2 protein-coding genes are annotated in these 2658 nt (G+C 68.8%); one reads left to right on the forward strand and one right to left on the reverse strand.

Annotation, left to right across the window (positions count from 1 at the left end; all coding sequences use genetic code 11):
• Positions 1-2165: NB-ARC domain-containing protein (locus tag ACFVYN_RS25490; protein WP_390002159.1), on the reverse strand; the 2165-nt coding region annotated here is incomplete at its 3' end.
• Between the two features lie 119 nt (positions 2166-2284).
• Between ACFVYN_RS25490 and ACFVYN_RS25495 the strand changes: the two genes are divergently transcribed.
• Positions 2285-2506, forward strand: coding sequence for a hypothetical protein (locus tag ACFVYN_RS25495; RefSeq protein WP_390002161.1), 222 nt, complete (start codon positions 2285-2287; stop codon positions 2504-2506).
• Positions 2507-2658 lie beyond the last annotated feature (152 nt).

Below are 2658 nucleotides of genomic sequence, written 5' to 3' on the forward strand. Positions count from 1 at the left end.
CGAGTGATGAGGGTGTGGGGATGGTCTCTGCCCAGGACTCGTAGTTGGTCGGGCAGCAGATCGGCGAGGGCGTCCGCAGCACCAGCAGCATCCCCTGCTCGGCCCCGCCACCGGGCAAGGTTGTGCCGGGTGGTGAGGGTGTCGGGGTGGTCGTTACCCAGCACCCGCGCCACGTGTTCCAGCAGACCGGCGAGGCTGGCTGCGGCGCCGGCCGGGTCCCCCGCCTCCCCCTGCCACCGGGCGAGGTTGTGGCGGGTGGTGAGGGTGTCTCGATGGTCTGGCCCCAGTATCTGAATCATGTGCTCCAGCAGGTCGGCGTGCTCTTGTGCAGCTCCGGCTGCATCTCCCATCTCCCCCTGCCAGAGGGCGACGTTGCTCAGGGCGATGAGGGTGTCATGGTGGTCCAGGCCGAGGCTCTGTCGGGCTGCCTCGGCCAGGTGCTGGTAGTGATCGCAGGCGGCAGCGGCCTGACCGGTCATGCCAAGGCTGTTGCCCATGCGGTACAGCACCAAATGCATTTTCGGTCGGTGCAGGCTCTCTCCGGCGTACTGGGCAAGGGCGGTGGTGTTGGAGCGCAGTGCTTGGGCGAGTTGGGTGTCACGTTCGATATCGGGCCAGGAGTCGATCAGTGAGTCGGCTGCGATGTGGGCGGTTTCGAACCGTTGCGCGGGGGTGAGGGTGTCGCGGACGGCGTGCTGGAGAAGTTGGTGGACGCGTACGGCGGTTGCGGGCGTGTCGGGGGTGTAGGTGAGGAGGCTCAGTCGGCGCAGTGCGCTGATCGCCCGTTCCACCTCCGCTGCCGAAACCGGTACCGCCTCGTCCGTTGAGTCGGTCCCGCTCTCAGCTGGTAGTTGGTGATCAGGCTGGCAGGTGCGGTGGTGTGCCAGGTAGCTGCGGGCGGGCCGGCTGGTCAGGACCGTGGCGGGGATGCCGTACGGATCAAGGTAGGCGGCGAGCTGGAGGAGGGGGCGGGCGAAGCCTTCGGGCCTCAAGGTGCCGGCGTGGTCGATGGAAAGTGCCCACGCGGCGGCGACGGTGTGAGGTTGCTGGTCGGGCAGCAGGTCGGGGGCGAGGTCGTGCAGCGCGGTCGCACGGTCGGCGAGGGTATGCCGGTAAGCAGCAACGGTTGCGCCGGTGTCGGCGAGGTAGGCGGCAGCCTGGGACAGCGCCAGCGGTAGGTGTTGGAGGTCTGCGGCCAGTGCTGCGAGCATCTCGTCATGCTCGGTCCGTTCGTACGCGGCGAGCGCTTCGGAGAGATAGGCGATGGCCTGCTCGAGGGTGAACAGGCCAACCCGGAGGCGGTTTTTGCCGGGCCCGGTGAGGGCCGCGTCCTGGCGGCGCGTGGTGACCAGGGTACGTCCCTGAGAGCTGGCCGGCGGCCACAGGTTGTCCATGTCGCCGGGGAGGATGAGGTCGTCCAGCACCACCAGCCACCGCAGCGGCGCTGTCGACCGTTTCGGGGCGAGCCACGCCAGGAAAGCGCGGGCGGCGTGTTCCGGGTCCTCCAGCTGGCTCGCGCAAAGTTCATGGCCGGCCTGTGCGAGGCGGTCGATGATCGCGGACCGTTCGGTGGCGGTCACCCACACCACCACATCTACTGTCCCGTCGGCGAGAACGGTGCGGGCGTAGTCGGCGGCGAGCTGGGACTTGCCGACACCCCCCAGACCAACCAGCGCACCCCCTGCCGGGATCCTCCCCGCTGACCGGCTCTCGACGACGGCGGTGCCACCGTCGTCCAGCATCGCCCGCAGTTGTTCGGCCTCCGCACGGTGCTGGAAAGCCAACGCGGCCGGAGGAATCGGTCCGATCAGCCGCGGCTCAGGCCCTCGACCGTCTCCCAGTATGCCGCTCGGTCCACCGCCAGACTCGGGTGCGGGAGGGGATGGCGCTGCGTCACCCGCTATGTACGCGCTGCCCACAGCTACGTCACGCAGATCGAGCAGGGCCTGGACATCGAGTTTCAGCACAGTCGCGAGCGCGGTGACCGTGTCCATGCTCGGAATCGGTCCGTCAGCACGAAAGTACTGCTGCACCGTCGTTCGGGAGACCTTCACTCGCCCCTGAGCAGTGCGTTCAGCCAACGCGGTCTTGGTTAGTCCGGCTTTGACCCTCGCCCGGTCCACTCGCTGACGCAACTCCGCCAAAGCCACTTCTTCAGGCGTCATGCCCGCGCTCCGCCGCGTCGTGCCCTCCACTGTCCAGCACTGCGTTGTGTTCAGCACTGAACGGCATTGTGCAACGCCGTCCACAGCGAGCACCGGCGAACACCGAAACCGCGACCTTCATGTCCGTCGGCACCCCGGCCGGCCACACCGCGGAGGAACCCGTGCTCGCCACCATCCTGCTCACCGTCGCCCTCATCCTCGTCATCGCGCTCCTGGCCGCCGCCGGAGCGGGCAAGCTCGCCCGCCTGGACGGCGCCAGCTACCCCACTGCCCTCACCCGCGCCGCCATCGCCTTCACCGCCACCCTTACGCTCGCCGCCGCCATCGCCGCCGCCCTCTGATGACCAACGACGGTGCATGCGTACCACGGATTGTTCGGCCACAACGCCCCCGCACCGGACTCCAGTTGCCCAGACCCTGACCCGCACACCACACCTGCCGATCACCCAAGCCGTGGCCCCCCCCGAACCCCCAGGCGGGGCCCGGCGCGACG

The organism is Streptomyces sp. NPDC058307, assembly GCF_042880295.1.
GTDB lineage: Bacteria > Actinomycetota > Actinomycetes > Streptomycetales > Streptomycetaceae > Streptomyces.

Bases quoted from the DNA above. Each gene is read 5' to 3' on its own strand.
- ACFVYN_RS25495 (WP_390002161.1), top strand. From the start codon at position 2,285: ATGTCCGTCGGCACCCCGGCCGGCCACACCGCGGAGGAACCCGTGCTC.